This window comes from Vibrio gangliei (assembly GCF_026001925.1).
Lineage (GTDB): Bacteria > Pseudomonadota > Gammaproteobacteria > Enterobacterales > Vibrionaceae > Vibrio > Vibrio gangliei.
This window is the reverse complement of the sequence record NZ_AP021870.1, coordinates 797785-822345: the sequence shown is the minus strand read 5'-3', so window position 1 is coordinate 822345 and position 24561 is coordinate 797785. Positions and strand designations below refer to the sequence as shown.

The following is a 24561-nucleotide window of genomic DNA, read 5'->3' as shown; positions in this document are numbered from 1 at the left end:
AACCCATTTTTTGAACCATGTACATTCCCGTTTATTGGGAATACAGATACTAAGCCTTATGTCCAAACAATTTTTTTCAAAACTCCGTCAACACCCGCAATTCCCGTTGATGCTCAAGGTCGGTGCGGCCGTTATCGTACTGTTTATTCTCATCGCAATAATTGTTGACTCCGGTGATGGACGCAAAACCGTATCAATGGATATGGATAAAATTTTGGCTGAAGAAGCCAAAGCCGTTGCCGCTACCAAACCTGTGCATGTAGATGAAAACCTCCCGTTGTTTGCATATCAAATCCAAGATGGGGACAACCTGAGTAGTATTTTTGTTCGTTTAGGTGTGCCATACAGTGACATGCTGAGCGTGATGGACACCGACCAAAACCACTTAACACTCGATACCTTAACTCCAGGTGATACATTAAAGATTTGGATGGATGAAGATCGACAGCACCTGACTAAATTAGAAGTCGAGTTTACGCTGGCCAATAAAGTGGTATTTACTCGTAACGATGATGAAAGTTACAGTTTTAATGAAATTAACCTACCCGGTGAATGGAAATCGTACCCATTGTTTGGCGAGATCCATGGCAGCTTCTCAACTTCGGTATACCAACATGGTATTTCCGGGGCAGAAACGGAGCAAATTACTCAGTTATTAAAAGATAAATTAAACTTTGTGCGTGATTTACGTGCTGGCGATAAATTTGAAATCTTGCAAAAACGTCAATTTATCGATGGTGTGGCTACCGGCAACCGTGAAATCGATGCGATTCGTATTTATAACCGTGGCCGTGTGATCAGTGCGTATTTACATTCTGATGGTCAATATTACGATCGTAATGGTGATAGCTTACAGCGTGCTTTCTTACGTTGGCCAACGAAGCAACATTACCGTATTAGTTCACCATTTGATGCAAATCGTCTGCACCCAGTGACCCATCGTCATGCCCCTCATAACGGCGCTGACATTGCATGTCCAACCGGTACGGATGTACTTGCAACAGGCGATGGTATTGTGACACTCACGACTAACCATCCATACGCGGGTAAATATGTCGTGGTAAGACACAGCTCAACCTATACCACTCGTTATCTGCACCTAAGCAAAATTTTGGTACGTAAAGGTCAAGCGGTACATCGTGGTCAAGTCATTGCCAAATCAGGTATGACAGGGCGCGTAACCGGTCCACACTTGCACTATGAATTCATTATTCGTAATCGCCCGGTCAATTTCTTAACGGCAAAGATCCCAATGGCGACATCTGTGCCTAAGAAAGAAAAAGCAGCATTTGAACAGCAAGTTAAATCGATTAATGAGCAGTTTAAAGCAGCGAAACAAGCGGCATTGGAAAACCCAGAATTGCAAGACCAACCGGTGTTGGCAAAAAATTGATAGTAATAACGTTTAATTGTTAAAAGTTTTTACATTTTTAGGAAGAGCAAGTGATATCATCATTTGCTCTTTTTTATTTCATTTAACCAAGGATGGACAATGAATTCCGTTGAACACTCATCCCCACAAAATTCTCAGGTTGAGCAAAGCAAATTTGTGGATCAGCCGAAAACGTGGAAAACACCGCAAAACTTTTTGCTATTAGTGTCGATTGTCGTGCCAATTGCCTTCTCAAGTTGGATGGCGCTCTTGAATAACTTCGTGATTGAAAAAGCTGTGTTCACGGGAGCCGATATCGGTTTGTTGCAAAGCGTGCGTGAAATTCCCGGCTTTTTGGCGTTCACCGTGGTGTTCGTATTACTGTTTATTCGTGAACAAAAGTTCATGATTGTGGCATTGGCTATGCTGTCATTAGGTGTAGCGATTACCGGATTTTTCCCGTCTGTACTTGGTTTGTTGATGACCACGTTACTGATGTCGACAGGCTTCCACTATTTTGAAACCCTCAAGCAATCTTTGTCATTACAGTGGCTTAATAAAGATGAAGCGCCGGAATTTTTAGGTAAGCTAATTTCAGTCGGTGCGTTGGCATCACTGCTGACTTATGGTGCTTTATGGGTCATGTTAGAAGTGGCTAAATTGACTTATTGGCAGGTTTATCTGATAACGGGTGGGATTGCCTTAGTGATTACCTTGTTCATGGGGCTAGCATTTCCTCAGTTTGAATCGACTACTATTCAAAATAAAAACTTGGTATTAAGGAAGCGTTATTGGCTTTATTACGCACTGACCTTTATGAGCGGTGCTCGTCGTCAAATTTTCACCGTATTTGCAGGCTTTTTGATGGTGGAAAAATTTCACTATTCAGCTGCCGATATTACTTTGCTTTTCTTAATCAACTACGCATTTAACTTTTTGTTTGCTAAGAAAATTGGCCAGTTTATTGGTGTCGTGGGTGAACGTAAAGCACTGATTTTTGAATACTGCGGTTTAATTTGCGTGTTTGTGGGTTACGCACTGGTTGAGAACTCACATATAGCAGCTGGCTTGTATGTGGTCGATCATCTGTTCTTTGCATTGGCTCTGGCGGTAAAAACCTATCTGCAAAAGATAGCCGATCCGCAAGATATGGCCTCAACCGCGGGCGTGTCATTCACCATCAATCACATTGCCGCCGTTGTTATCCCCGTGACATTCGGGTTGCTATGGCTACATTCGCCAGCAGCCGTCTTTTATATCGGTGCGGGAATGGCGGTGGTATCACTAGTGCTATCGTGCAATATTCCTCGTATACCTAAGCCGGGCAATGAAGTGTGCCGCTTTAAATGGGGAAGTGAAGGACAATAAGGGGAAGGCATGGATTATTTATTTGCTGTTGTTTTATTTGCGATATCCGCCTCGGTGACGCCGGGGCCGAATAATATTATGGTGATGACGTCAGGGGTCAATTTTGGCGTGAAGAAAAGCTTGCCATTGTTAGCAGGTATCTGTGTTGGTTTTACTTTGATGCTATTGCTGGTGGGTTTAGGTTTTTCTCAGTTATTTGAGTTATTTCCCAATTTACACTTCATTATTAAGTGTGTCGGCGTACTTTATTTGCTGTATCTCGCCTATTTGATCGCCCGGTCTGCTGGTGATGTGAATTCAGATAAGCAAGCGGAGCCTTTTTCCTTTATGAAAGGGGCGTTATTTCAGTGGGTCAATGCGAAAGCATGGGTTGTTGCGACAGGGGCAATAGCTGCTTTTACTACAACAGGAACAAGCTTCTATACGCAGAATATTTTGATTGCACTTACTTTTTTTGTGGTGTCATTTCCGTGTGTTGGGGTGTGGTTAGCATTTGGTTCTTTACTGAAAAATACGTTGAATAGTGCTACAAGCCGTAAATGGTTTAACCTTATTATGGCGGGATTATTAGCAGTGTCCGTTCTTCCTGTGGCCAGGGAAATTGGCTATCAACTATTGGCCTGATAGAAAGAAACACTGGCTCGTTATCCGCAGCTCAGGTTAGTTAATTAGCCAGTGTTTTTGCTTCGATCGCATGGCAGCCAGGTTTTGCTTCCATCGCCGATTTAACTAATGCTTTTGCGATATTTTCTACCGGACTGATGCGCCATGATTTTGGCAAGACAGGATGCAGTAGTCTTAATAATAGAGAAAACACATGCTCGCCAAAGCGAAATTCGCTGCGTTTACCACCAATTAAACCGGGTTGTACGAGGGTGAGGGAGCGGAAATCGAGGGCTTTGAGGTCTTGCTCTAGTTTACCTTTTACTTGGTTATAGAAGATCTTTGAATTGGCATTAGCTCCGGTGGCTGAGTTGAGAACATACACCTTGCAACCATGTTGTTGAGCCAATGTAGCGATCATGAGTGGATAATCATGATCGACGCGATAAAAGGCTTGTTTAGAACCAGTGGTTTTAATTGTCGTGCCTAAGGTGCAGATCACTGCATCGACGTCACCCCAACTCCATTTGATATTGTTGTAATCAATGAGCGGTGCATCAAGTTTCGGGTGTTCAGCTAGTGGGCGACGAACTGGAGCAATCACTTTGGTTACACGTTCATCATCAAGCGCCAATTGCAGTACGTGGCTGCCGACCAAACCGGTTGCGCCTACGATCAATAATCTCATATTACTCCTACTATGCCTGTGGTAATGGCGTGGTTGCTTCATCCACCAAATACAAAATCGATTGATAAGGAATGCCGCTGTGATGTGATAGGCCAATTTCACAGGTCAGGCTATTACTAAAGCCGCGACTGCAATGGCTTGGTACTTGTGCTTTTAGGGGGGAAAGAGCCGCAGCATTAAGCTCTGGGGTATTAAAGCCTTTATCGCCCGCCCAGCCGCAACATTGAATATGTTCAGGCACAATCACATTACTCGCACATTGCTTGGCAAGGCTTAACATCGCATTTTCCAACCCTAAAGTACGAGTGCTACAGGTGATATGTAGCATTACGGTTTCATTCAGTGGCGCAAAATTTAGGTAAGGCGTGAGGTGTTTCATCACAAATTCAGAGGGTTCAAATACCGACATGGGTTTCGTGAACTCAGCCAAACTTTGTTTCAGACAAGGGCTGGTATCCATCAATATAGGATACAAACCTTGATGACTAGCCTGCCATAACTTTTCTTCTAATTGCTTGGCTTTGCTGTTGCCAAGTTCTTCTAAGCCTTTGCTTTTATAAGGCATGCCGCAGCATTGGTCACTCAAATTTTTCGGCAAAATAATATCAAACCCCGCTTTTTTGAGTAGCGACATAGTGACTTTGGTCAGTTCTGCCTCTCCGGTATTGGAGCCAACAGTGCGGCTGACACAAGATGGAAAGTAAACCACTTTACGATGCTGGACATCGGCAATCTTGAACATGTCTTGTTCCGCTTGTTTTTGCGTGTCCATTGGGAGTTTATGGCGATTTGCATCAGGGATTTCCGGCAACCAAAGGGGAATGCGACTGCCCGATAATTTGCGAATACCTGTGCTGACACCAGACATCACATGCCGGCCCGCAATTTTACTGATGATGTGATTGATCTTGAGCCCTGTTTTGATGGTCTCGGTGGTGCGAGTGAAATGATCGTGCGTCCAACGGGCAATCAGCGGTGCTTTGGTGTGTTTTTGTTGGCGCAGTTTTTTGACGAGCTCGCCGGTGTTAATGCCTACTGGGCAGCGCTGCTCGCATAAACCAGTGGCCGCACAGGTTTCCACGCCTTGATAGTTAAACAGTTTTTCTAATTCTGGCGCGCTCGCTTTACCGTCACGCTTTTGTTGTTGCAATTCACGATACAGAACAATGCGTTGGCGAGGGGATAGGCTCAACGTGCGAGATGGACATACCGGTTCACAAAAACCACATTCAATACAACGGTCGACTAATTCATCGGCTTTGGGCATGGGTTTTAAGTGGCTGAGATGCGCTTTTGCATCACTGTTGATGATCACGCCAGGGTTGAGCAAACCTTGTGGATCGAACAGGCGCTTAATTTCTTGCATTAAGCGATAGCCTTCTTTGCCCCATTCCAGTTCAACGTAAGGGGCCATGTTACGACCAGTGCCATGCTCGGCTTTGAGAGAGCCTTGATATTTAACCGCCACTAATTGGCTCACCTCATCCATAAATTGGCCGTAACGATCAATTTCTTGCTGCTGTTCAAAGCCTTGAGTAAACACAAAGTGCAAGTTGCCATCTAGAGCGTGACCAAAAATGATGCCTTCATCGTAACCGTATTTTTCAAATAACAGCTGCAATTCACGCACGCCTTGTGCAAGGTGCTCGACGGGAAACGCAACATCTTCGATGATAACGGTTGTACCGGTTTCACGAACCGCACCCACAGCAGGGAAAAGTCCTTTTCGGATATTCCATAAGTTCGCCACAACGGTCGCATCAGTGGTAAAAGCAACCGACTCAATAATATTGAATGAATTAACACGGGCTAAAATAGCGTCGCATTGCTGCTGTAGCGTTTCATCGTCTTTGGCATGAGATTCAATCAGCAGTGCGGCTGCTTCTAAGTCGAGTTGTTTGATAAATTCAGGCATGCCCGGTTTATTTGCGATCGAGCGTAAAGAGCGGCCATCCATCATTTCCACCGCAGCAACATGAGTATTGGATAACGCGGTGACTGCTTGGCTAGCTTGTTCGATATTTTCAAACACCAACAGCGCCGACGCCTTGTGCGGGTGATCTTCTACCGTGTGATAGGTAATGTCGGCAATAAAACCCAGTGTGCCTTCTGAGCCAATCATCAAGTGCTGAATAATTTGGATAGGATCGCTGAAATCGACTAAGGCATTAATCGCGTATCCGGTGGTATTTTTGAGGCGATATTTATGCTGGATTAGATGCGTAAGCTCATGATTGGCTTTGGTTTGTTCGGCCAACTGAGTAATATCATCCAGAAATTTTCCGTGTAATTGTTCAAAGGCTTGAATACTGCTCGGGTTACCGGTATCTAAAATGCTGCCATCAGAGAAAGCAATTTTCATACTTTCTAAGGTTTGATAAGAGTTTTGCGCGGTGCCGCAACACATACCGCTGGAGTTATTGGCTGCAATACCGCCGATTTTACAGGCATTGATAGACGCCGGATCGGGGCCGATTTTACGCCCAAATGGGGCAAGGTACTTATTGGCATCGGCGCCAATCACGCCTGGCTGTAGGGTAATTCGCTGTCCATTGTCGTGGATATGATGGTGACGCCAATCGTCCGTTAAGGTAATTAAAACGGAATCGGATACCGCTTGCCCGGAGAGGCTAGTTCCAGCCGCGCGAAAAGTAAAAGGAAGCTCTAGCGTTCGGCAACAACGCATGGTGTAAAGCACTTCATCGAGGTCTTTTAGACGCAACACAATCTTGGGTACCAAACGATAAAAGCTGGCATCGGTGCCATAAGCCAGACATTGATCTTGTTGGGTAATAATGCGTGAGGGAGCGATGCGTTTTGCTAATGCGTGCGTCAGTTGAGAGTAGTTATCCATACTTCCTGCTTATTATTGGCCCTCGATACCTAGGTACGGATAGAGCGCTTTATTATCAATAGATTATCGAATTGCAGTCAGTATAGATCTTGTTGCTGGTAAGCAAAAGTAAAGCAAAGGGAAAATGTGGGAGAAGGAGAAAAAAGCAGCCTGAAAGTGGGGAGCTCTCAAACTGCTTTAAATGATTTTCAACGGAACTCAATCGACATTCGATTTACAGCGTGATCACCACATCTTGTGCCGCAAGGCGTGATTTAGGCAATTTGGCATTGTAATCTTCCTCAGGGTCGTGATAACCAATTGCGAGTGCAACATGGCATTCGTAACCGTCTAGTTCCGCAGCAAATTCTTGGCTAATGAGTTCAGAATCAATGCCTTCCATTGTGGTGGAATCAATACCTAAGCGAGCCAAGGTATGCAGTGCATTGCCAAGTGCGATATAGGTTTGAGATTTCGTCCACTCATCATTGAAACCTTCTTCATTGGTATTTAAGTCAACGAAAGCGTAGGCACCAAAGGCTTGTTCTTTTTCTTCTGGTTTATTGCGACCATCGACAATGCCTTTATCAATGACTTTCTCATAATCGGCTTTGTTGTATTGCAATTTATGAGCAAACAAAATGATGCGAGAGGCCGCTGTTGCGTGAGGCTGATTAAATTGGAATTTATTGGCAAACGTATTGTGGAAACGTTGTTTTGCTTCATCAGATTCAATCACCACGAACTTCCACGGCTGAGAGTTGATTGAAGAAGCCGATAGTCGAATCGCATCCATCAACGTTTTCATGTCTTCTTGTGAGACTTTTTTGCTTGAATCATAACGTTTTGCGGTATAGCGAGATTCTAAATCTTTGATAATTGGGTGAGTCATTTTTATTCCTTAGCAAGCAGCAAGCGAAAGTGCTTTGAATTTTGGTTTCTCAGATATGGCGATAATACCAAGCGTGATCAAGTTCACAGCCGGATTTATTTGATGAGTTTGTTCGAAAATTTTGTCCAACTGGTGTCAATCATGTTTCGGTTTGGCGATAAAATAAGCGCTTAGACGGTAAAGCAACTTAAATCACTCAATTTGAAATAAATTTCAGCTATTCTGATAAAAACAATGTAAAAGTAGGGATTGCTTATGACGATGTATTCTTCCCCCCTTCGCTTAGAGAGCGACAAGCTTTATCACCCTGCTGATCTTGAACAGCTACCTTGTAAATCGACCAAAGATATTCCGCCGATCGATGAAATTGTTGGCCAAGAGCGCGCGCAAAAAGCGGTGGAATTTGCCATGTCGATCAAAGACAAAGGCTACAACATTTATGCCACCGGACAAAACGGTTTGGGCAAACGGACCATGGTATTGCGTTATTTAAACCGCCATAAACCTGATGATATGCAAGTGTTTGATTGGTGTTATGTCGCCAATTTTGAAGACATTCGTCGTCCGCGTGTTTTGAAATTGCCAAGCGGTGTCGGTAAAGCGTTTCGTCTGGATATGGAAAAATTGCTAGCGAAACTGGTGAAAGCGATTCCTTTGGCGTTCGATAACGAAGTGTATTTCACTCGTTCTGAGAAACTGAAAAATCAGCTTAACCAAAAGCAGCAATCGGCATTAGAAGAGATCAGTAAACAGGCCAAAGAAAAGGGCGTAAGCTTAACCATTACCTTGCAAGGCGATTATGAATTCATCGCCATGCAAAATGAAGAAGAAGTGCACACCGAAGAAACCTTCTTAGAGTTAAGCCAGAAAGATCAGGAAAAATTTCATAAAACTATTGATGCGCTTGAAATTCAGCTGCGTGGCATGATCCGCCAGCTCACTGAATGGGAAGAAGCGTTCAGTGAGAAGATGAAAAAACTCAATGATGAAACTGCGCTCGAAGTGTTCGCACATCTGATTAAAGATCTCAAAAAAGCGTATTCCAAGTACCCTGAAATCAAGCAATATTTGACGGAACTACAAAAAGATGTGGTGGAAAACGTCGATCAATTTTTGCAAGAGTCGAATGAGCAAAATGAAATTGCTTCAGCGTCGCTTGATAGTAAATTGCCGCGTCGTTACAGCATCAATGTGTTGGTGAGTCAGCCGCAAGATACTTTCCCAATCATTGTAGAAGATAACCCGAATTATCACAGCTTGTTTGGTTGCGTTGAAACCGCGACCTATAAAGGCACAGTATTCACCGATTTTTCTTTGATTCGCGCCGGCAGTATGCACAAAGCCAATGGCGGTGTGTTATTGATGGATGCGATTAAAGTGCTAGAGCAGCCTTATGTTTGGGATGGCATTAAACGCGCATTGCGTGCTCGCCAATTAAGTTTAACCTCGCTGGAAAAAGAAGTGACGTTAACCGGCGCAGTGTCGCTCGATCCTGAACCAATTCCACTGAATGTTAAAATCATCTTGTTTGGTGATTACCGTACTTATCAATTGCTGCAACATTACGATCCGGAATTCAGTGAACTGTTTCGAGTGACGGCTGATTTTGAAGATGAAATGAAGCGCACGCCAGATTCTGAAATGCATTACGCACGTTTTATTTCTAGCATCGTGCACGATAACGGCATGCTGCATTGCGATAAAAAAGCCATCGCAAAAATCATTGAACACAGCTCGCGTACTGCTGGCGATCAAAACAAACTGTCGTTGCATTCGGCACATATTGCTAATTTATTGCGTGAATCTAACTATGTCGCTCGCAGTGCGAAGTCCAGCATTATTCGTGCTTCGCATGTTGAGCAAGCCTTGAGTAATCAAGAGATGCGTGTCAGTCGCTTGCAAGACAGCGTAATGGAAACCTTCATTAACGGTACGACATTAATCAAAACCGAAGGCAGTGCGGTAGGCGTGGTGAATGCGTTATCCGTGCTTTCAACCAGTGATCACATGTTTGGCGCACCGAATCGCATTACGGCTACTACCGCCTTCGGCGATGGACAAATCTTAGATATTGAACGCAACGTTGATTTAGGCGGCAGTATTCACTCTAAAGGCGTGATGATTTTGTCGGCGTATTTAGCGTCGATTCTAGGTCGCAGCGCAAAAATTCCACTGACGACTCATATCACCTTTGAACAATCTTACGGCGGTGTCGATGGTGACAGTGCGTCGATGGCGGAAGTGTGTGCGATTGTATCGGCATTTTCGAAACTGCCACTGCGTCAAGATATTGCTATTACCGGCTCGATGAACCAATTTGGCGAAGCGCAGCCGATTGGCGGGGTGAATGAGAAAATCGAAGGCTTCTTTGATGTGTGTAAAATCAAAGGTCGCAGCTCAACACAAGGCGTGATCATTCCACAATCGAATGTGCATAACCTAATGCTCCGCAAAGACATTGTCGAGGCGGTGCAAAAAGGCGAATTCCATATTTGGGCGATAGAGCATGTCACGCAAGCACTAGAAATCTTTATGGATAAATCGGTCGGTGAGTTAGAAGATGACTTCACTTATCCAGTGGGCACCATATTTGGTATTACTCAAGCCAAGTTGAATGCGTTAAGACGATAGCGCTATTTGAGACATTATTGGTACAGCCTATTGACCTTCCTGCAGCGGGAACCTTTATTCTTTAGAGTAAAGCTAAACGAATAGGAGGGTTTATGGGCTGTTGTAACCAAGCACCCAATGGCGGTGGCGATTTTAAATTGGCACTGAAAGTATTCGGCGTAATCGCGTTGGTGGTGTTATTGCTGGTGATCTTTTTCGGTTGAGTTTATTGAACCAACCTCAACTGCGGATAACCACAAAAAACGGCATAGTTTGGAGGAACGATGCCGTTTTTGTTATTTGGTTTTAGAGTTCAATTACTTCGCATCAATCGTTAATTCAGCCCCTTGGCTGTCGGTGATGAGTTTGGATTTACTGTCTAGGATAAACACTCGCTCTGGGCTGAGTCGTTGTTCATCAACGAGATAGGCTTTGATATTGCGCGCGCGTTCTTCAGCTAGAATGCCTAAATCATCTTGGCTAATATTTTGGGCTTCAACCAATTGGTTATATAGGCTGATGTGCAGAGCGGTTTCTAGCTCTTCTGAGTTGACTTTACCGTCAGCGTTGTTTTGTTTTAGTTGTTGCTCAATTTTATCTTCTTCATCGCCAACGTCTTTCTTCAAGAGATCTTCGTATAAATCTTCGACACTGTCAGCCAAGCCTTCATTTTTAGCGATGGTACTGGCGGAAGCATCTGCTGGTAGCGCGTCGACGCCACTGTCTTCAAGTAGCAGGCTTTGTACTTTCGCTTCTGCCAGTGCTTGGCTATCGGTTGCCGCATCGACAGCACCCGTAATGCTGATGGTTAATTGAGGGCGATCTAACAAGGCTTTGGCTAACGTAGTCAATTGTTCTTTGGCTTCGTCAGACAAATCGGCCTTGCCCGCGGCATAAGTGACGTGGTTGAGCTCTTCATCACTCCCAGCAAGACTTGCCAGCATCGAGAAAGGCGAAGTCACTACTTTGGTGATCACGTTGGTGAGGGCTTTAAGCACGATGCCGCCAACACTGAAATCAGGATCGTTCACATCGCCAGACACTTGCATACCAAGGTCGATTACGCCGTTGCGGTCTTGCAATAGTGCGATCGCCAATTTCAGTGGTAGACCTGTCGCTAAATCTGAATCACTTGGCTCGCCTAACTTAAGCTGATCAATAACCAGATGGTTATCACCGACTAATTGGTTGTTTTCCAATTGGTATTTTAAATCCAGTGATAGCTGACCTTTGTCGATGTAGTAACCGGCATAGGTGCCTGAATATGGGTTTACCGAGGTTAATTCCACACTTTTGAATACCAGATCCAGATCTAAGTAAGGTCTTTCAATCAATGGGTTGATAGCACCTTTTAGTGTTACGGGTGCGTATTTATTGATTTTACCGTTAATGTTCACAGTAGCTTTAGTACCCGGTGTGGATGAAATATTACGGATATTTCCGGAAATCGACTCAATGCCCGATTGGAAGCTGGTTGGCAGAGAGTAATCGGCAAAGTAGGCTGAACCGCTGTTAATGCGAATTTGCCCCACATACACGCTCATTGGTTTACTTGGTGATGAATTTGATTTTGCCGTTGATACACTCGCTGGCTGAGGCTTCACTAAGTTGCCGATGTTGGTTTGACGATTCTTATCAATCAACACTTTGCCGTAAGGAGCGGTAAAAGTAATGGTGTTGATTTTGAGTGTATTTTTCGCTTGGTCAAATGACAAATTGTTGATCGCCATGTTCGACCATTTAACCAGTGGTTGATATTCCACTTTGTCTCGAATATTGAGAGCAGCCACTTGAGCGCTGCCATTGTAGGTAGCTTGACCATTTGTATCGGCAGTGAATTGCCCGTCGGTGCTGAGTTTGCCGCTACGTAACTGAACATTTAAGTACGGGTCTAAATAGGTTTGTAATTGGGTTAAATCCAGATCTTTAAGTGCGATGTTACCCTGAGCCGTCAGCGCTTTGGCATCAATTTGACCGACACTGGTTAATGAGCCACGAGTATGTTCTGGCTCCGCTTTTAACCAAGAATTAACAGATACATCGAGGCTATAGGCAATAGGGTTACGCAAATCGCTGTAAATATCTTGTGTGCTGATATTGAGCGGGTACACACGCCAATTCACGCCATGACTGACCATTTGTTCTTTTAAATGAATATCCGTGTTTTGCATAGCAAATTGATGTAAGTGCACAATCCAATCAGCGTCACTGGAAGAGGCATTATCTGGCTTGCTAACGTGGGTTTCATCGACGGAAACAACCGGTTTTGGCGCTTCATCGGCTTGAGCGTTTTCTGGCGTAGTATTTTTTGACGTTGCGTTTTCGGAAACGGTACTTTGAGATTTTGGCGAAAATAATGTTTGTAGATCAAGACCGGACTTGGTCAGTACGCTATCAATCCATAAACCATCTAGCGTTACGCTCTTAATATCAATGTCACGTTTTTGGCTATCCAGTGCCACATTATTTACGGTTAATGATGGCAGTTTAATTTTTGGTGTCTGCTCATCACTAAACTCTAAATTGCGTAGCGCAAAGTGGCCTTTTTGTGTTGAAAAATTGAAGGCTTGATCGTCTTGTTTTAATTCGAATCGAGTCGCTAGATCAAACTGGCCATTGGTCAATTTCGCTTTGAGTTCCTTTTCAGCAAATGGCCAAAAACGAGCAAGGGTAATTTTATTGAGGCTTACATCCCCTTGCAGAGCAAACGGTTCAAATTGGAACTGGCCTTTTAGCGCTAGTGAACCTTCATCGGCACCAGTGACATTTAACTCAAAGTGGTTGATTTGATTGCCTGCTGTGGTTGTTTTTCCATCAGCGGTTTGCTGAGGTTTGATGACGGTCAGCGCTTGCGAATCTAATTGAGGCAGGTTGATGTCTAAGCCTTTGTATTGCAAGTGTGCGCCGGTTGGTTGATCAAGATAATCAAATTGACCTTGGCTGAGTTGGATGTCTTGTGCGTGAAAAGCAGGCAGTGCCGATTTTTGTTTTTCTGGCTCAGGTGCACTTTCTTCTTGGCTCGCATTGGCGGCTAATGTGTCGATGATATCTGAGAAGTTAAATTCAGAATCACTGTTTACGCGAGCGATGGTGACTTGTGGTTTTACTAAGTAGAAATGCTCAACCGTTGGGGCCAGGCTGAATACACTTTTCCAAAAGCCGAGTTGGACGTCTAATTTTTCAAATTTAACGAAAGCATCGTCGTTGCTTTGCTCTTTAATTTCAAACCCAGAAATACGCACACGTAACAAAAATGGGTTGATGCGCACTTGTTGAATTTGAACATCTCGGCCCAGTAACGTACTGAGCTGTTTTGGTGCTTGCGATTGCAACACGCTTGGAATAATGAGACCTAAAACAATGGCATACACACCATAAGCAACCAGTAAGTAACTGAAAATACGTAAAGAAAGGGGAGCTTGTTTGAATCGAGTGTAAGCTTGTTTAAGAGCGCTTGGCATACCAATAAAACCTCAAAGCAGTTTGCAAAAGGGCAAACAGAGAAAATACCCGCCTATTATACGCCTTGTCAGTGATTTAAAAACTGCAAAATATCACTTTTTTCTGACAGTAAAATAATGGAAAACACGATAGGTTTGCTCAATATTCAGTCGTAACTAGGTAGGGTTCATCTATCCGAAATTAATGTGAATGTAAGTAAATCGTCAATGTTCTGACATTATGACTGAAGGTTTGTTCGCTTATGTTGTGTTTTTGTAAACATTGAGATGATCGCATTGTTATTACAGGCTTGGTGCGTATTGTTTTGCAACCAAATAATAACATTCACTGTGCGTTGACATGGTGAAAATCATAAAGCAAAGCAATGAAGAGGCAGTTTTAATGAAATGGACATCTTTAACCTTGATCGCTAGTACGGTTTTATTGACGGCTTGTGAAACGACCAATCCTTATACTGGTCAGAGCCAAATGTCAGATGCCACCACCGGCGCACTGATTGGCGCAGCTGCAGGCGCTGCAATTGGTGTGGCATCTTCAAGTAAAAGTGACCGTGGTAAAGGGGCGTTGATTGGTGCGGCATCGGGTGCAACGGTTGGCGGCGGCATTGGTTATTACATGGATACCCAAGCGAAAAAGCTCGAGCAAGAGTTGAGAGCGACCGGTATTAGTGTGACGCAAAACGGTAATAACATCATTTTGAATATGCCCAATTCGATTACCTTTGATGTCGACCAAACTGAGCTGAGTACGAGTGCTAAACGTGCGTTATTTAACGTGGCGACCGTGGTCAATGAATACAATAAAACCAACATCGCTGTTTATGGTTTCACTGACAGTTCAGGCTCAGATTCATACAACTTACGCTTATCACAAGTGCGCGCTGGTGAAGTGTCGACCTTTCTGATCAATAACAAAGTAAAATCAAGTCGTATCACTACGATTGGTAAAGGGGAAAGCAATCCGATTGCTTCTAACTCAACCGCAGAAGGGCGTGCACAAAACCGCCGAGTACAAATTTTGCTGACGCCAATGTAATTGAACTTAGAATTTAGAGCTTATGATAACCGCCATTGTCTTGAATGGCGGTTTTTTATTGCTTCATTTGCAGGTAAATCGCACCTAAGTAACAGTCGGATTTACATTGACCGCAGCCAGTGCATAAGTCGGTATTTATTTGAGGATGTTTATCGTCGAGCCAAGTAAGGGCTTGGGTTGGACAAGATTGGGCGCAAGAGTCGCAATATCCATAGGCGTTAATGCACGTTTCGGCGATGTTCGCGCGTAATCCAATGTCTTTTTGTGTGCCAGACAGCGCTAGTGTTGGGCACACGCTTTGGCACTCGCCACACAAGCTGCAATGAGAATATTCGAGATCTAACGTCGGATAGCCATTTTCCATTCGAATCACTGATTCAGGGCACGCCTTTTCACATTCACCGTGATCACCGCCGGTTTGTTGTTTGGCTATGTGTTGTTGAATGCGTTTGATGTGCGCTCAGTAAAATCAAACAAAATCATGGCGGGTTTGGGGATTTTGCTGATTGCGATTCACTTTGTTGTGATGATTGCGCGTGTGTTGGATTTTTCAACTGTTGTGACATCAATCCACCAAGGAACAACGGTATTAACTGAGTACTCAAGCATGATCATGACGCAATGTGTGTTGATGTTGATTGCGGCGGTATTGTGGTCAGTATCGGCGCACCAAGATAATAACAAAGTTCGTTTCTACAGCTTACTGGCCCTGGTTGCTTTAATTGCAGCAGAAATCTTTGGTCGCGGCGTATTCTACGGCATGCACTTTACATTTGGTTTAATCTAATTCATTAAACCTGATACTTAGACTAAAGCCCGAAGCTAAGAAGTTTCGGGCTTTTTGCATCTTGCTATAAATAAGAAATGAAATCTGATAAATGAGAGATAAAGGTCTATTTCTGTCAATGAATTTATGCTTTGATTATCGCTAGGTATCACATTTAGTCGATAAGGAAGCATAAGATGGGAGCAAAAGACAACACACAAAAGTATGGCAATATCACGCGAATTATTCATTGGGTCATGGCGCTACTTTTCATTTGGCAATCACTCACAGCAGTTGCTCACTTCTTACTACCAGATACACCAATAGAAGATTTTTTCTGGCCAACACATAAGCCATTAGGGTTGATATTGTTCACTTTAGCGGTCATTCGTATGCTTTGGGCTTTTATGAATCTATCAAATCGTCCCAAAGTGGTCAGTGTGGCTGCAAAACTCGGACATATTGCTTTGTATGGGCTGATGGTCATTGTTCCATTGCTTGCTTTACTGCGTCAGTATGGTTCTGGCCGTGCGTTTGAACCATTTGGTATCCCTCTAATGGCAGGCCATAGTGATAAAGTGGCTTGGATGATTGAACCTGGTAATTTACTCCATAGCACTCTGGCTTGGCTCTTATTTGCTGCGATTGTGGGGCATATCATTATGGCGATTTGGCATAGAGTATCTCCCTCTCATGAAAATGTTTTTCCACGTATTTGGAAATAACCGGAAAGCGTATGATTTTTTCTTTGTATGGCGAGCATTTCGCTGATCTTGGTCAGCGAAGTGTTAGTGTTGTTTTCTTATTCTGTCAAAATCTTCTCCCAGTTTTTCTTCTATCTGATCTTAATTGGAAACCCTTAAGCTCCTTTCTTTTTTATTTTCAATTGGTTAATAAGCAAAATTTGAGTTCAATATTTTTTGTTCAAAAATTTCGATGTCGTTGTACGAAAATCTCTAATTTTTATGTGATACAGGTCACGTTAATATTAGTTCAGTAAATGATTTCAATGCCGAATTCATTTAAAAAAGGAGCTAATTATGAAAATGATTTATACAACAGCACTAGCAACTTCTTTAGTTTTAAGTTCAGCTGCAATGGCTTCTACTTCATCAGGAATTCAGCTAGATGTTTCGCATGCTAGCGATCAAGCGGTAGTTAAGGTGACCCAGGATGGTGCTCCGTTGGCTAACTACCCAGTAGAAATTCAAGGTCCAGGTGCAACTTCACGCATGACAGACGAAAATGGTCAGTTTGTGTTGAATAATGCAGGTGGTTCCGGTTCTAACTATGTGATTTCCGTGCAAGATCAGCAGGGAAATACGATTACCGAAAGTGCATTCTTGAACAATAAGCGTCAATAATGAACATAGTGATTATACGTTATAGTTAACCTCTGTTGAGGATAACTAGGTAGGAAAATGCCGCGCAATGTCTAAATTGCGCGGCATTTTTGTGTTCTAAACCATTTTTGTGCTCTAAACAAAGAAAACAAAAAGTCTAGAAAATTATGACGAGGTTTTCGGCTGTAATGATTCTATAGTTTCAGACTCTGATACCGGTTCAAGAGGTTGGCATTTATCAACAAACCAGCCCATGTACGAAGTCAAGATGGTGACGAAAATACAGATAAAACTAAGCCACATAAATGGGGCGTATGATAGTGTTGCAACACCTAGAATACTCGCCATGTAGATACCGTTATCACTCCAAGGCACCATGCCAGAGGTTAATGTGCCGCCAAATTCAGCATTACGGGATAAGTTCTTACGTTGATAACCGAGACGGTCATAATTTTTGGCACAAATTTTCGGTGTTAAGATGAGTGAGACATACATTGCTGAGCCAAAAATGTTCCCCATGAATGCCGTTGCAATTGTACTCGATGCGAGAGAACCCGCGCTCTGAATTCGCTTTTCAAACAACTTGGCAACGGTTTCTAAGATACCAACTTTATCTAATAAACCACCAAAGCCTAGACCAAAGACAATCACCGCCACCGAACCTAACATGGATGACATTCCACCACGGTTCAAAATGGCATCAATAAAGTCGACCCCAGAGCTGATGTTAAACGGTGCCCATGCGGTATTAAATGCGGTCAAGAAATCGATATCTTGAACCATAACTGCCCAGATTATGCCAAGTAACGAGCCAAAGCTAATGACAGGAAATGAGGGCATGCGCATGGCAAGTAAACCTAATACCACAATCACAGGGATAAACGATAGTGGGGTAATGGTGAACTGTTGTTCCATGGCAAGGATTACGCCTTGTACTTGAGACATGTCGACTTGGCCAGCGTAATGAAAACCAAAGGCTGTAAATAATATTCCGGTGATGATGTAGCTAATGAGCGCAATGGGAAGCATGCCTTTAATGTGCTCCATGACTTCCACTTGCGACATCGAAGAAGCTAAGATTACGGAATCGGATAATGGCGACATTTTATCGCCAAAATAGCAACCGGATAGAACCGCACCAGCAGTAATCGGTGCTGGTACACCAAGCCCTTGACCAATTCCCATCATAGCAATGCCAGCTGTACCGGCTGCGCCCCAAGAAGTGCCAGTTGCAAGCGCCGTTAATGAACAAATGATCATGGTCGCCAGTAAGAAAATAGAGGGATGAATGGCTTTTAAGCCGTAATAAATGATGGTGGGTACAATGCCGCCTGAAATCCACGTTCCAACCAGTGCGCCTACAGCCAATAAGATTAATACGGCACCGAGTCCATTTGATATTCCATGTAAAGCTGCTTTCTCTAGATCTTTATATTGATGCCCAAGATAAATGCCTAAACTGATCACAATAAACCAGCCGATATATAGGGCCAACTGTATTGGAAGGTCTAGCTTAGCAGTAAAAGAAAAAGCCAGAGATAAGAACAGACCCAAAGCAATGATGACTTGTGGGAAGCTTGGTAAACGAGTTGACGGATGCTTCATTCAGCGCCTCTATTTTTATCATTTTTGTTAAGCCAAAATAGCTTGTTCAAAAAGGGTGAAATTTGGAAGGGCTGCACTGTACATGAAGTGGTGAGATATATCGAAGATATCGCTTTTTAATGTGATTTTTATCTTTCATTAAATTGTTTCATAATATTAATTGCTGAAATTTTGTTCTTTTATGGTTGTTATGTTTTTGCGTGTGGGAGAAATTGTTTTCATATTGCTATCAAAATGATTCGAGTCAATAACTTGACTAGTCTAGGTTAGGGTTTCAGTGCTAAAGTGAAGATTGAAAATCAAAAGATAAAGGGTACACATGGCAGGTTTAAGTTTATTAACGCTTTTGGATGATATTGCATCTGTGTTAGACGATGTTGCTCTCATGTCTAAAGTCGCCGCAAAAAAAACCGCAGGCGTATTAGGTGATGATTTGGCTTTGAATGCGCAGCAAGTCACTGGCGTTAGAGCAGAACGTGAAATACCGGTTGTGTGGGGCGTTGCGAAGGGGTCATTTCGCAATAAATTGATTTTAGTTCCAGCAGCATTAATTGTGAGTGCATTAGCGCCTTGGTTGATCATGCCGGTACTGTTGATTGGTGGCTTATATCTTTGTTTTGAAGGGGCAGAAAAAGTATTAGAGAAATATTTACCCCATGAGCATCATGCCCATTCTGAGAACGCTGCACAAGAAGAAGCCTCGGCTGATCTAATGGCGTATGAACAAAAGAAAATCAAAGGGGCGATTCGTACCGATTTTATTCTCTCGCTTGAAATCATCGTTATCGCGCTTGGAATTGTGCAAGGTCACCCACAAATCACCCAAATTGTGGTGGTGAGCTTGATCGCTTTTATTATGACTTGTGGTGTGTATGGCTTAGTGGCAGGCATCGTGAAGTTAGATGATCTTGGGTTTTATCTACAGCGTAAAAGCAAGGGTGAGGGAGCCATGAATGTGGTTGGATCTGGTTTAGTGGCTGCTGCACCTAAATTAATGAAACTATTGACTATTGTTGGCACCATCGCCATGTTCTTAGTGGGTGGTGGCATTATCGAACATACTGTACCAATGGTGCATCATATAACGGATGGCTGGATACAAGGTGTGTCAGCGATCCCTATGCTGGGTTCGGTATTACCTTTTGTTATTACTGGCGTATTAGGCTTAGCGGCAGGTGGCGTTTTAGTTGCGCTATTTACTGGCCTAGGAGCAATCAAAGCGAAACTCAGTTAATCGATTTAATAGACACTATACTTTGGGTATATACCAAGGTTTCTATTGGTTGCACTGGCAATAGGAGCTTTTTTATTACAAAGCTGTTTATCGTAAGCAGGCCTGAAACATCGACTAGCTCTGTAACATAGACAATAGAAGGAGGGCGTGATGATGAATAGCAGTACGCCCCTAGCTGAGTATAAAAGAGAAGCTAGTTATAAGAGAAAAGTCTGCCATTGGACAACCAGTGTATGGCCTACTCGTGAAGGTAAGTGGTTATTCGTTATTGGTCTGCTGATGTTGAGTTTATTTGCTTGCAGTTCTCATGAGGCATCTTTGGAGAGCGCGAAGCTAGACTCTACTTCAAGCCCGCAACAAAATATTTCGGTAACATCAAAGCTACAAACCATATCATTACCATCGCCACAACAAGAAGCGATGCAAGCCGTTGAGCGTCATTGCCAATTGGTTGACCTATCAGCCAGCTTTCCTGTTTATTGTCAGTTCCAGCAACAACAAGAAAACTACCATCTTGCGCTGTCTTTCAGCCACTATGACAGCTCGCAATATTACTTGATGACGCTTTCTCATGGTTTGATCTTGCCTTATTGCCAAGCAGTTTTACTGCATCAAGTGAAGGGGCATGTTTCGGTGACGATTTTTGCTACGCAAATTCAGCGACGGTATGATTGCAATACTCAAAACTGGGCGGATTGGCAGCCAATATCGACCCCGGTTGAATCACCATTTATTGAGTTTGTGAGCCAATGCCAGCGCTGGGAAAAGGCGCATAAAGACATTTTCCACTGCAATATCGATTGGTACCAACAAACACCCATTTTAGTTTTTACTTTTCCTGATATGCAGCCAGCGACCGATTTAAACGCCGGACAAAGTGGGCGTTTTATTCAGTCGTTTTGCCAATCGGGTATGAAAGAGTTTGGAGAGGCTTTGTATTTAGTGGAAGTGCCCAGTTTTAACTTAGCGAAAGTGGTGCATTGCGGCGCAGAAATTGAAACAGAATGGTTTGCGATTGAACCAGATGAGTCAATGTCAGCACCTAATAATTTGATATAAAGTTAAGTTTGATATAAAGCTAAGTTTGAGAGTCGGAGCTTGCTATTCAAACCTTAGCTTTAATATACCCAAGTAACTTCAAGATGCGAGTTTCAGCAAGATTAAAACAAGTTTTAGGCAAGGCAAATTAAATATGATCATAGCTATTCTATCTCTATTTAATTTAACGCCGCATAAAGCTTGTTTTAACTTGCCCTTCGGGAGCTTCATCCAAGCCTTTACACTGCGTCAGATTCGTTTGAAAGGTGATTACATTCCTGTACGAATCTTTCTTGTTTAAAGACTTGGATGACAGCTCTGAATTCTGCATCTTGAAGTCACTTGGGTATATGGTATTTCAACTTCGAACTCAAAAATACTAAGCTGCGATCTTCGTTTCCAGATATTCAATAATGTCATTCGATTCATAAAGCCAAGTGACTTCGCCTTGCTCCTCAATACGTAAACACGGTACTTTTGCTAGCCCACCACCTTCAATGAGATGTTGGCGATGCGGGGCAACTTTGGCGTTTCTAAGTTCAATATTTAGGCTATTTCGTTTCATGGCTCGGCGCACTTTGACACAAAAAGGGCAGGCATCATATTGATACAACGCGAGGTTTTGCGTTTTGGCATCGATAGCTTGTTGCGCTTTGGGATCGCGTTTCATTCCTCTTGGAGTAAAAATGAAATTGAACAGTAAAATAATGCGTCCTAATATCCAGCGGATAATCGCCATGATATCTCCTTATCAAGAGTTGGTTTCACTCAAATGTGCAAAAGCTGAACACAAAGGCTCAGCTTGATTTATTGGTGTATTATCACCAATCACAATGCGAATACAGGATTACAGAGCTTTGATGTAATCAATGATCACGTCAGATTCGTACATCCAAGTCACTTCGCCGTCTTTTTCAATGCGAAGGCATGGCACTTGTCCTTTACCGCCACCCACAACTTGTTCTTCACGATAGTCTGGGTTTTGGCGCGTATCACGCAGTTCAATATCAACACCGAGGTCAACCATCGCTCGGCGGACTTTTTGGCAAAATGGGCAGCTTTCAAAATGATATAGGGCTAATCCTTGAGTATTTTTTTCAGCCATGAGTTCTCTCCTTAATATTTATATTTTTTAAATCAGTTAAATCTTGATATTGCTTAATCCGAGTAAATCGATATACGCCGAATTGCATTGATATTTGTTTGAAAGTTCGTCTTCCGCTTTAAACTTAGACACGCCTTGGTCACGTGAAATTTCAGATAAACGATCACTGACTAAGGCTTTGAACTTTTCGTTATAGGTATACCATTGGGTTTCGTAATTCTTGATAAGATAAGCGCCGACTTTATAACTGTCTTCGGTGTGCAAATAACTGCAAACAAAATAACGCGTTACTTCTGGATCGGAAAGTCTTTTGGATTCGGAAAGCCTTTTGGTATCGGTCGCTTGGCTTACTGTTGTGCTAGCCGCCGCTGAAGATTGACTTGAATTTGAGCTTGATGTCGCGGCTTGCGCGAAAATAGGCATCAATAACAAAAAGCTGAACATCAATGAACGTCGCATCCGTATTCCTTTATTTGAGAGCAAGTTATCGGTGTCATGATAGCAAATAATCTTATCTCAATACTATCGTGACGCTTGGGATTATGACTCTTGTAACGTTTCCCAGTTCACTTCACACTGTTTATCGTCCGACGAAATATACGCAGTATTGCCAGACAGCATCACGCCTAAATCGAGAGTGCGCGCCACCATTTGAGTCATTGCTTGGATACCTTGGTGATCAAAACGGCTAATCGAGGCGTTGAGTTGAGCAAATTTTGCTTGGTTTTGTAGCCACCATACATCGGATTTAGTGTTAAAGCTGTATACTTGAACCTGCTTCGCCATACGTGTCGCTTTCTTGATGCGATCAGAATCCGGTTCGCCAACTTCAATCCACATTTGAATTTGGTCATCCAGTGACTTAAGCCAAATATCGGGCTCTTCAATACTTGAAAGTCCTTTGGTGAATTGCAAGTCTGCTGAGGCATTAAGGCAAAACGCCAGCACGCGCGCCATCATACGTTCTTGATTTTCAGAAGGATGCTGAGCAATGGTGAGATTGAATGAATCATAATAATCACGATTCATATCCGTCAGCGCGATACGAAACTTATAAATAGTGGGTTTTAAAGCCATGGAAAACTCATTTTTAGGGTCAATAGAGACCGAGCCAAAAGAAAAAAGAGAAAAGGCATTGTACGTGAATAAACCCTCTAGCCCCAACGTAAAATGCGATTTAGCGAATGAGCTGTCTTATCTGCACTCATTGACTTGCCCTGATGGGTTTGATTATGAATTTATGCTTAGCTTTTTAGCGCCTCGTATGATTGACGGGGTGGAAAATGTTATCAATCAGAAGTATCTGCGCAGCTTTTATTTTCCGTTATCAGAGCCATCAAATCAGTTCGTAAAAGGTTATTTTAGCGTTCAATATCAAGCGCCATCCCATCAGTTAGATATTGAAATTCATTGTGATGATAGCCAGGCGATAGAGCCAGTTCTCCAGCGGATTGCGTTTATGTTTGATCTTGATACCGACATGACGGCAATCGAACAGCATTTGCAGCATGACGAGATTTTACAGCGAGGATTCATTCACCAACGTGTTCCTCGCATGCCAAAAGCTTTTGACTCATTTGAGTTTTGTATTCGCGCTATATTAGGTCAGCAAGTTTCAGTGAAAGCCGCAACGACACTAGCGAAACGTATTGCGCATGCTTCTGCACTTGCAACGCCAGCACATTTTCCTGAAGGCATCGATTATTACTTTCCTCAATGCCAAGATTTATCTCACCTGAATTTTTCTGGCTTAGGGTTAACGCAATCTCGTATTGCCACTTTGCAACTGGCGATAGCGTCTTTGCAATCGGGTGAAGTGAGCCTATCTAAAGCACAGAATTTTGAAGAATTTCTTGCAGAGTGGACGCACTTAAAAGGTGTTGGGCCATGGACAGCAAATTATTTAGCGATGCGTGGTTTAGGCATTCAAGATAGCTTTCCAGATAAAGATCTTGGAGTGCTCAAAGCCTTAGCAGATAAAGACGGAAAGTACCCGTCACGCAAAGCAGTATTAGAGCAAGCAAAAGCATGGCAGCCATATCGTGCATACGCTACATTATGCTTATGGAATGGATTAGGACACTAGTTGATGAAAACTCAAACTTATTATTATCAAACTTTTACCACTGAAGCATGCGATGTCACCTTGGTCGGCAGTGATCTAGGGCTGCATATTTTGCATTTAGAAACCGGTGCTGGCAAAAAAGATGGCTTTACCGTTCAGCCAGACTGGGTGGAAGACAATAGCCGTTTTAATGACATCAAACTACAAGTTCAAGAATACTTTGCCGGTCAACGTGTCGATTTTAACTTTGAGACTCCCCTTGCTCCTCAAGGCACTGAATTTCAACAAAGTGTTTGGCATGCGCTCAATCAAATTCGTTCAGGCAGTACTTGTCGTTATATGGATATTGCGACTCAAATCAATAAACCCAAAGCGGTACGTGCTGTCGGTGCTGCCATTGGGCGCAACCCGATTCCTGTGATTATCCCATGTCATCGAGTGGTGGGTGCCAATGGCAGTTTGACCGGTTTTGCTCATGGATTAGATATGAAAAAAACCTTGCTGAATTTGGAAGGCGCAACTTATCGAGGTTAAGTTAGAGC

The 24561-nt window shown here is 43.1% G+C and carries 22 protein-coding genes; 12 read left to right on the top strand and 10 right to left on the bottom strand.

Translation table 11 applies throughout. From position 1 onward, the window contains the following. The first annotated feature begins 58 nt into the window (after positions 1-58). From Vgang_RS15750 to Vgang_RS15740, 3 genes are all read left to right on the top strand, one after another. Complete coding sequence (locus tag Vgang_RS15750; RefSeq protein WP_105901768.1) at positions 59-1393, top strand: peptidoglycan DD-metalloendopeptidase family protein; 1335 nt, start codon at positions 59-61, stop codon at positions 1391-1393. 99 nt (positions 1394-1492) lie between these two features. Further along, a complete protein-coding gene (locus Vgang_RS15745; RefSeq protein ID WP_406708314.1) occupies positions 1493-2740 on the top strand; it encodes an MFS transporter in 1248 nt (415 codons plus the stop codon). 9 nt (positions 2741-2749) lie between these two features. Beyond that, on the top strand, positions 2750-3364 hold the full coding sequence (locus tag Vgang_RS15740) for a LysE family translocator (protein ID WP_105901767.1): 615 nt from the start codon (positions 2750-2752) through the stop codon (positions 3362-3364). Between the two features lie 40 nt (positions 3365-3404). Here the strand turns inward: Vgang_RS15740 and Vgang_RS15735 are convergent, their stop codons facing one another. From Vgang_RS15735 to Vgang_RS15725, 3 genes are all read right to left on the bottom strand, one after another. Continuing rightward, entirely contained in the window at positions 3405-4031 is a 627-nt protein-coding gene (locus Vgang_RS15735; RefSeq protein WP_105901766.1) for an NAD-dependent epimerase/dehydratase family protein, read from the bottom strand. Positions 4032-4041: 10 nt separating this feature from the next. After that, positions 4042-6885: an FAD-binding and (Fe-S)-binding domain-containing protein gene (locus Vgang_RS15730; RefSeq protein ID WP_105901765.1), complete on the bottom strand. Its 2844-nt coding sequence runs from the start codon at positions 6883-6885 to the stop codon at positions 4042-4044. Positions 6886-7099: 214 nt separating this feature from the next. Continuing rightward, positions 7100-7756 carry a nitroreductase family protein gene (locus Vgang_RS15725; RefSeq protein WP_105901764.1) on the bottom strand — a complete coding sequence of 219 codons (657 nt, stop codon included), beginning with the start codon at positions 7754-7756 and terminating at the stop codon, positions 7100-7102. A gap of 261 nt (positions 7757-8017) precedes the next feature. On the opposite strand from Vgang_RS15725, the gene Vgang_RS15720 reads away from it, so the two are divergent. Then, positions 8018-10387: a Lon protease family protein gene (locus Vgang_RS15720; RefSeq protein ID WP_406708320.1), complete on the top strand. Its 2370-nt coding sequence runs from the start codon at positions 8018-8020 to the stop codon at positions 10385-10387. Positions 10388-10683: 296 nt separating this feature from the next. Here the strand turns inward: Vgang_RS15720 and Vgang_RS15715 are convergent, their stop codons facing one another. Further along, a complete protein-coding gene (locus tag Vgang_RS15715) occupies positions 10684-13827 on the bottom strand; it encodes a DUF748 domain-containing protein (RefSeq protein ID WP_105901762.1) in 3144 nt (1047 codons plus the stop codon). A gap of 382 nt (positions 13828-14209) precedes the next feature. Here Vgang_RS15715 and Vgang_RS15710 point away from each other — a divergent pair, with 382 nt between their 5' ends. Further along, entirely contained in the window at positions 14210-14863 is a 654-nt protein-coding gene (locus tag Vgang_RS15710; RefSeq protein ID WP_105901828.1) for an OmpA family protein, read from the top strand. 55 nt (positions 14864-14918) lie between these two features. On the opposite strand, the gene Vgang_RS15705 is transcribed toward Vgang_RS15710, so the two are convergent. Next, a complete protein-coding gene (locus Vgang_RS15705) occupies positions 14919-15227 on the bottom strand; it encodes a 4Fe-4S binding protein (RefSeq protein WP_105901761.1) in 309 nt (102 codons plus the stop codon). Positions 15228-15266: 39 nt separating this feature from the next. On the opposite strand from Vgang_RS15705, the gene Vgang_RS15700 reads away from it, so the two are divergent. The 3 genes from Vgang_RS15700 to Vgang_RS15690 all read left to right on the top strand — a co-directional run bounded on the left by Vgang_RS15700 (position 15267) and on the right by Vgang_RS15690 (position 16993). After that, positions 15267-15650, top strand: coding sequence for a DmsC/YnfH family molybdoenzyme membrane anchor subunit (locus Vgang_RS15700; RefSeq protein WP_245879887.1), 384 nt, complete (start codon positions 15267-15269; stop codon positions 15648-15650). 176 nt (positions 15651-15826) lie between these two features. After that, positions 15827-16354: a cytochrome b gene (locus Vgang_RS15695; protein WP_105901760.1), complete on the top strand. Its 528-nt coding sequence runs from the start codon at positions 15827-15829 to the stop codon at positions 16352-16354. Positions 16355-16669: 315 nt separating this feature from the next. Beyond that, positions 16670-16993: a hypothetical protein gene (locus tag Vgang_RS15690; protein ID WP_105901759.1), complete on the top strand. Its 324-nt coding sequence runs from the start codon at positions 16670-16672 to the stop codon at positions 16991-16993. Between the two features lie 144 nt (positions 16994-17137). Here the strand turns inward: Vgang_RS15690 and nhaC are convergent, their stop codons facing one another. Next, complete coding sequence (gene nhaC / locus Vgang_RS15685) at positions 17138-18577, bottom strand: Na+/H+ antiporter NhaC (protein ID WP_105901758.1); 1440 nt, start codon at positions 18575-18577, stop codon at positions 17138-17140. Positions 18578-18896: 319 nt separating this feature from the next. Here nhaC and Vgang_RS15680 point away from each other — a divergent pair, with 319 nt between their 5' ends. Both Vgang_RS15680 and Vgang_RS15675 read left to right on the top strand, forming a co-directional pair. Then, a complete protein-coding gene (locus Vgang_RS15680; RefSeq protein WP_105901757.1) occupies positions 18897-19811 on the top strand; it encodes a DUF808 domain-containing protein in 915 nt (304 codons plus the stop codon). Positions 19812-19961: 150 nt separating this feature from the next. Further along, complete coding sequence (locus Vgang_RS15675) at positions 19962-20870, top strand: hypothetical protein (RefSeq protein ID WP_105901756.1); 909 nt, start codon at positions 19962-19964, stop codon at positions 20868-20870. 358 nt (positions 20871-21228) lie between these two features. Here Vgang_RS15675 and Vgang_RS15670 read toward each other — a convergent pair whose 3' ends face one another. From Vgang_RS15670 to Vgang_RS15655, 4 genes are all read right to left on the bottom strand, one after another. Beyond that, on the bottom strand, positions 21229-21588 hold the full coding sequence (locus Vgang_RS15670; RefSeq protein WP_105901755.1) for a glutathione S-transferase N-terminal domain-containing protein: 360 nt from the start codon (positions 21586-21588) through the stop codon (positions 21229-21231). Between the two features lie 108 nt (positions 21589-21696). Beyond that, positions 21697-21954 (bottom strand): glutathione S-transferase N-terminal domain-containing protein, encoded by a 258-nt coding sequence (locus tag Vgang_RS15665; RefSeq protein WP_105901754.1) that lies wholly within the window; start codon positions 21952-21954, stop codon positions 21697-21699. A 36-nt stretch (positions 21955-21990) separates the two neighbouring features. Then, entirely contained in the window at positions 21991-22413 is a 423-nt protein-coding gene (locus Vgang_RS15660) for a hypothetical protein (RefSeq protein WP_105901753.1), read from the bottom strand. Between the two features lie 81 nt (positions 22414-22494). Further along, on the bottom strand, positions 22495-23031 hold the full coding sequence (locus Vgang_RS15655; RefSeq protein WP_105901752.1) for a YaeQ family protein: 537 nt from the start codon (positions 23029-23031) through the stop codon (positions 22495-22497). Between the two features lie 64 nt (positions 23032-23095). On the opposite strand from Vgang_RS15655, the gene Vgang_RS15650 reads away from it, so the two are divergent. Both Vgang_RS15650 and Vgang_RS15645 read left to right on the top strand, forming a co-directional pair. Next, the gene (locus Vgang_RS15650; protein WP_157946013.1) at positions 23096-24040 is read left to right on the top strand and encodes an AlkA N-terminal domain-containing protein; all 945 of its coding nucleotides are present in this window, start codon (positions 23096-23098) and stop codon (positions 24038-24040) included. A 3-nt stretch (positions 24041-24043) separates the two neighbouring features. After that, on the top strand, positions 24044-24553 hold the full coding sequence (locus Vgang_RS15645; RefSeq protein ID WP_105901750.1) for a methylated-DNA--[protein]-cysteine S-methyltransferase: 510 nt from the start codon (positions 24044-24046) through the stop codon (positions 24551-24553). Positions 24554-24561: the final 8 nt, after the last annotated feature.